General features: G+C 43.5%; 5 protein-coding genes and 1 rRNA gene. 3 read left to right on the forward strand and 3 right to left on the reverse strand.

Annotated elements, in window-relative coordinates; genetic code table 11:
* Positions 1-48: 48 nt before the first annotated feature.
* Positions 49-1,584: ribosomal RNA gene (locus GQR45_RS21060) — 16S ribosomal RNA — on the reverse strand.
* A gap of 589 nt (positions 1,585-2,173) precedes the next feature.
* Between GQR45_RS21060 and GQR45_RS21065 the strand changes: the two genes are divergently transcribed.
* On the forward strand, positions 2,174-2,719 hold the full coding sequence (locus GQR45_RS21065) for a gamma carbonic anhydrase family protein (RefSeq protein ID WP_165726930.1): 546 nt from the start codon (positions 2,174-2,176) through the stop codon (positions 2,717-2,719).
* Here GQR45_RS21065 and GQR45_RS21070 read toward each other — a convergent pair.
* Together GQR45_RS21070 and aroE are read right to left on the reverse strand one after the other, a co-directional pair.
* On the reverse strand, positions 2,711-2,965 hold the full coding sequence (locus tag GQR45_RS21070; RefSeq protein ID WP_165726931.1) for a DUF1488 family protein: 255 nt from the start codon (positions 2,963-2,965) through the stop codon (positions 2,711-2,713). The genes GQR45_RS21065 and GQR45_RS21070 overlap by 9 nt on opposite strands.
* Positions 2,962-3,786 (reverse strand): shikimate dehydrogenase, encoded by an 825-nt coding sequence (gene aroE / locus GQR45_RS21075; protein WP_165726932.1) that lies wholly within the window; start codon positions 3,784-3,786, stop codon positions 2,962-2,964. Before aroE ends, GQR45_RS21070 begins: the two co-directional genes overlap by 4 nt.
* A gap of 53 nt (positions 3,787-3,839) precedes the next feature.
* Here aroE and GQR45_RS21080 point away from each other — a divergent pair, with 53 nt between their 5' ends.
* Positions 3,840-4,277, forward strand: a complete 438-nt coding sequence (locus GQR45_RS21080) for a group II truncated hemoglobin (protein ID WP_004335148.1) — start codon at positions 3,840-3,842, stop codon at positions 4,275-4,277.
* Positions 4,278-4,418: 141 nt separating this feature from the next.
* A complete protein-coding gene (locus tag GQR45_RS21085; RefSeq protein WP_096058041.1) occupies positions 4,419-5,792 on the forward strand; it encodes an IS4 family transposase in 1,374 nt (457 codons plus the stop codon).
* The last annotated feature ends 12 nt before the right edge of the window (positions 5,793-5,804 follow it).

A 5,804-nucleotide genomic window follows, 5' to 3' on the forward strand; every position in this document is an offset into this window, starting at 1 on the left:
TAACAATCATCTGTGTGGACACTACGAACAAATAAGTTCTAAATCGTATAAGGAGGTGATCCAGCCCCAGGTTCCCCTAGGGCTACCTTGTTACGACTTCACCCCAGTCATGAATCACTCCGTGGTAAACGTCCTCCCGAGGGTTAGACTATCTACTTCTGGAGCAACCCACTCCCATGGTGTGACGGGCGGTGTGTACAAGGCCCGGGAACGTATTCACCGCGTCATTCTGATACGCGATTACTAGCGATTCCGACTTCATGGAGTCGAGTTGCAGACTCCAATCCGGACTACGACGCACTTTAAGTGATTCGCTTACTCTCGCGAGTTCGCAGCACTCTGTATGCGCCATTGTAGCACGTGTGTAGCCCTACACGTAAGGGCCATGATGACTTGACGTCGTCCCCACCTTCCTCCGGTTTATCACCGGCAGTCTCCTTAGAGTTCTCAGCATTACCTGCTAGCAACTAAGGATAGGGGTTGCGCTCGTTGCGGGACTTAACCCAACATCTCACAACACGAGCTGACGACAGCCATGCAGCACCTGTATCAGAGTTCCCGAAGGCACCAAACCATCTCTGGTAAGTTCTCTGTATGTCAAGTGTAGGTAAGGTTCTTCGCGTTGCATCGAATTAAACCACATGCTCCACCGCTTGTGCGGGCCCCCGTCAATTCATTTGAGTTTTAACCTTGCGGCCGTACTCCCCAGGCGGTCTACTTAATGCGTTAGCTTTGAAAAACAGAACCGAGGCTCCGAGCTTCTAGTAGACATCGTTTACGGCGTGGACTACCGGGGTATCTAATCCCGTTTGCTCCCCACGCTTTCGTACATGAGCGTCAGTGTTGACCCAGGTGGCTGCCTTCGCCATCGGTATTCCTTCAGATCTCTACGCATTTCACCGCTACACCTGAAATTCTACCACCCTCTATCACACTCTAGTTTGCCAGTTCGAAATGCAGTTCCCAGGTTGAGCCCGGGGCTTTCACATCTCGCTTAACAAACCGCCTGCGTACGCTTTACGCCCAGTAATTCCGATTAACGCTCGCACCCTCCGTATTACCGCGGCTGCTGGCACGGAGTTAGCCGGTGCTTCTTCTGTCAGTAACGTCACAGCTAACGGGTATTAACCGTTAACCTTTCCTCCTGACTGAAAGTGCTTTACAACCCGAAGGCCTTCTTCACACACGCGGCATGGCTGCATCAGGCTTGCGCCCATTGTGCAATATTCCCCACTGCTGCCTCCCGTAGGAGTCTGGGCCGTGTCTCAGTCCCAGTGTGGCTGATCATCCTCTCAAACCAGCTAGGGATCGTCGCCTTGGTGAGCCATTACCTCACCAACTAGCTAATCCCACTTGGGCCAATCTAAAGGCGAGAGCCGAAGCCCCCTTTGGTCCGTAGACATTATGCGGTATTAGCAGTCGTTTCCAACTGTTGTCCCCCACCTCAAGGCATGTTCCCAAGCATTACTCACCCGTCCGCCGCTCGTCAGCAAAGTAGCAAGCTACTTTCTGTTACCGCTCGACTTGCATGTGTTAGGCCTGCCGCCAGCGTTCAATCTGAGCCATGATCAAACTCTTCAATTAAAAAGTTTTATGTCTTTCGACAGCTCAATGAATTCTGAATTTATTTTAATATCTTTCGATATTGAATTGACTGTGCCGAATAATTACCTAAATAACTATTCTGTTGGTCACTCAGTTTTCAATTGAGACTCTAATTTGTTTGCCTCGCTACCTAAGTAGGTTGACTGTTAGAACTCAATCTGTACGAGTGCCCACACAGATGATTGCTTTATATTGTTAAAGAACGTTTTGAGTCGCTTTAGCGTCTCAAGGGATGCGAATAATACACCCTTTATTTTTCGAGTCAACACTTAGTTTTAAACTTTCTTTTGGAAGATTTAAAACCGAAGTTTTATTTAACTCTCTGAGTTGTTCCTGCCTCGCTATGCGTTGGCGTTTCCCGTCTCAGTGGGGTCGCATTATAGGGAGATCATATTTTTACGCAAGTACTTTTTTAAAGAAAAAGTAAAAAAAGATACTGTTCGGTTAGTATCTGAACTAAACCCCCTAAAACTGATAGTTTTGTAACCAAACAGTGCACTGCATGGTACAAAAATCACCTTGCTGATACACTCAAATACTAATAATCATGATCTAAAAGGTACTAACTATGGCAATTCGTTCTTATAAAGGTATAACTCCTTCGTTTAATTCGTCTGTTTATATTGATGAGTCATCGGTTTTGGTTGGTAACATTACTTTAGGTGATAATAGTAGTGTGTGGCCGTTAGTAGCTGCACGTGGTGATGTTAACTATATACGTATTGGTGAGCGTACAAATATACAAGATGGCAGTGTATTGCATTTATCTCGCGCAACTAAAAGCAATCCAGATGGTTATCCACTTATTATAGGTGACGATGTAACAGTTGGTCATAAGGTAATGCTGCACGGATGTGTATTAGGAAACCGTATACTTGTAGGTATGGGTGCTATTATTATGGATAACGTGGTTGTTGAAGATGATGTAATTATAGGTGGCGGCTCTTTGGTACCACCAAACAAACGCTTAGAGTCTGGTTACTTATATGTAGGAAGTCCAGCTAAGCAAGCCCGCCCTCTTACAGAGCAAGAACTTGCCTTCTTAAAAATATCTGCCGATAACTATGTATCACTTAAAGATGAATACTTAGCTGAAATCGCTAACTTAAGTTAATAAGCTTACTTCAATTTGGCCTGCCGAGTTATAGCTCTCTTCTTCGATAAGCTCCTCGGCACGTTCTTCGTAATCAAAACGATACTTTTCAAAATATTCTGTTGCGTGACTTTCGTCTGTTAATTTAAGTGTATTTACTTCTATTATACATTCCACCAGCATGCCACTAACTTGTGCAAAAAAAACTAACTGATGATCGGGCTCTCTAAACTCTATCCTATCTATAAACTGTATTGCTTGATTCATTTAAGCATTCCTTGTTTGAGCGCATCAACGACGGGAAGTATTTTTGGCATTTTGTTACGCCATACATAATATGCTTGAGCAGCTTGACCAACTAACATTCCACTGCCATCTAAAAGCTTAGCGTTAATATTATGCTGTGCAACCCAATTCATAAAAATGGTATTTTGCAGTGAATAAAACATGTCATAAGCGACTTCACAGTTAGTTATGTGTTTTTCATCAAGATCAGGAAGCTCATTATTCATACTGCTAGATGTAGAGTTTATAATTAGTGAGTAATCGCTTACTGGTAAATCATCAAAGCCAAAGCCAGATACTGGTCCATATTGAGTAAACAGCTCTGCGAGTTCTTTGGCTTTTTGTGCTGTGCGATTAACTATTATTATTTCCTGAGGGTTATGCTCTAACAAAGGTAAAATAACCCCTCGAGCAGCACCGCCCGCACCTATGATTAAAATGCGTTTATTAGTTATGGCTACTTCATTAGCGAGTAAATCATTTACAAAGCCTACACCATCGGTGTTATCACCGAGTAATGTGCCATCATCTCGTTTTTTTAATGTATTAACAGCCCCTACAATTTTAGCTAATGGCGTAAGCTCATCGGCCATTGCATAAGCTTGCTCTTTAAATGGCATTGTAACGTTAGCACCCACACCACCTTGCTCAAAAAAAGACAATACTGTTTTTTCAAAGTTATCGATAGGTGCTAATATTGCGCGATAGTCGATTTGCTCGCCCAGTGATACAGCAAATTGTTTATGTATCGCGGGGGATTTTGAATGTTTAATTGGATTTCCAAAAACCGCATATTTGTCCATTTTAAAGCAACCTCTTTGCAGCTATAAACTGCCTATTAACGATGATAAGTAATATGATTAAACGACTTTTTTCTAAATCTAAGCCAGCTCCTGAGCAACAGGCTCCTACTCCTGAAAAAACACCGTATGAAATAATAGGTGGAGAGAAAGGGGCGCGTGCTATCTCCAATCGATTCTACGACATAATGGAGTCAGATGAATACGCTAAACCGTTATATGATATGCATCCTCTGCCATTAGATCGAATTCGCCAAGTATTTTTTGAATTTTTATCTGGTTGGTTAGGCGGGCCAAACCTATTTACTGAAAAACATGGCCAGCCAATGCTACGTAAAAGACATATGCCTTTTACTGTAGATAAGGCATTGCGCGATCAATGGATGTACTGCATGAATAAAACGCTGGATATAGAAATAGACAATCCGTTGTTACGTGAAGGCTTAAAGCAATCATTCTCTCAACTAGCAACGCATATGATCAATCAGCATTAAATTTGTATTTAGCCACAATGCAAAAAGGCGCTAATTAGCTGTCTCTTATACACAAATCCCTGCTAAGAAATTAGCGGGGATTTTTTTGAACTAAATCTCAATGTCATGATCAGATCTTCAAATCTTGTTTGAGGGCACATTATGATTAACGAACATACTCATTGGGCAAAACAACAATTCGGTAAATCGGACTTAGGTGATCCAAGAAGAACAGCGCGTCTGGTAAAGTTAGCATCAACGCTTGCAAATGAACCAGGAAAACCACTTGTGAACATCACTCAATCCCCCGCCGATATGGAAGGTGCCTACCGCTTTATTCGCAACGAGAATATTGACGCAACGGCTATAGCAGAGTCAGGCTTTAAAGCCACGGTTGAACAAGCAAAAAGTCATAACTTATTACTCGCATTAGAAGACACGACCACACTAATTTATAAACATTCCTCCATTCGAGATGATTTGGGTCATGTCGGACGAGGAGCAAAACAACGAGGCTTGTTAGCTCATAGCGTATTACTGTTTGCGCCAGACACAAAGCAAGTTGTGGGATTAATTGAACAGTCTCGCTGGAGTCGTGATATCAACACGATTGGAAAAAGAGAAAAACACGCGACGACTTCTTACGAAGAAAAAGAAAGTTACAAGTGGGAGTCAGCGTCACGAGCGATGGCAGAGCGGCTGCAAGGACAAATGGCGAACGTGATATCGGTGTGTGACCGCGAAGCGGACATCTACGAATACTTGCAGTATAAACTGAGCGAGCAGCAACGATTCGTCGTACGCTCGATGCAAAGTCGTCATATTGAAGAAGGTGAGGATAAGCTCTATGCGTTTGCAAGCGAGCTGATGAGTGCAGGCACCAAACACATCCACATTGCACAAAAAGGAGGAAGAAAAGCCCGAAGCGCAACACTGGATATCACCTATGCGCCAGTGACACTCAAAGCGCCTTACAATAAGAAAGGACACTCCCTCCCAGTTTACTATGTCGGCTGTGCAGAGCGAGGAAACGCTGAGAACGGCTTAAGCTGGCACCTATTAACCAGTGAACCAGTCACCAGCAAAGAAGACGCTTTAGCTATCATCACCTACTATGAGCACCGTTGGCTTGTAGAGGAATACCATAAAGTCTGGAAAAGTGATGGTACGGATATCGAAAGTTTACGCCTTCAAAGCCAAGATAACATGGAAAGATTGGTGACGATTAATGGCTTTATTGCGACGCGAATATTGCAACTAAAGTTCACCAATGAGCAGCCTGATTCTCCAAGTTGTGAACAACTGTTATCTCCCAAAGCATGGAAGTTATTGTGGTTAAAGAGAATAAAAACACCATTGCCTGAAACTGCTCCAAATATGTCATGGGCGTATCAGGAACTGGCAAAGTTAGGAGGCTGGAAAGATACCAAGCGCACAGGGCGTGCATCTGTGAAAGTGTTATGGCAAGGATGGCTTAAGTTACAAGCCATCCTGGAAGGCTACGATTTAGCAAAATCTCTTGAGTCAGACTTGTGATCAAGAGACAGC

The organism is Pseudoalteromonas sp. SA25 (assembly GCF_011378705.1).
GTDB classification, from domain to species: domain Bacteria; phylum Pseudomonadota; class Gammaproteobacteria; order Enterobacterales; family Alteromonadaceae; genus Pseudoalteromonas; species Pseudoalteromonas arctica.

Coding starts and splice junctions, on each gene's coding strand:
- GQR45_RS21065 (WP_165726930.1), top strand. CDS start 2,174: ATGGCAATTCGTTCTTATAAAGGTATAACTCCTTCGTTTAATTCGTCT.
- GQR45_RS21070 (WP_165726931.1), bottom strand. CDS start 2,965: ATGAATCAAGCAATACAGTTTATAGATAGGATAGAGTTTAGAGAGCCC.
- aroE (WP_165726932.1), bottom strand. CDS start 3,786: ATGGACAAATATGCGGTTTTTGGAAATCCAATTAAACATTCAAAATCC.
- GQR45_RS21080 (WP_004335148.1), top strand. CDS start 3,840: ATGATTAAACGACTTTTTTCTAAATCTAAGCCAGCTCCTGAGCAACAG.
- GQR45_RS21085 (WP_096058041.1), top strand. CDS start 4,419: ATGATTAACGAACATACTCATTGGGCAAAACAACAATTCGGTAAATCG.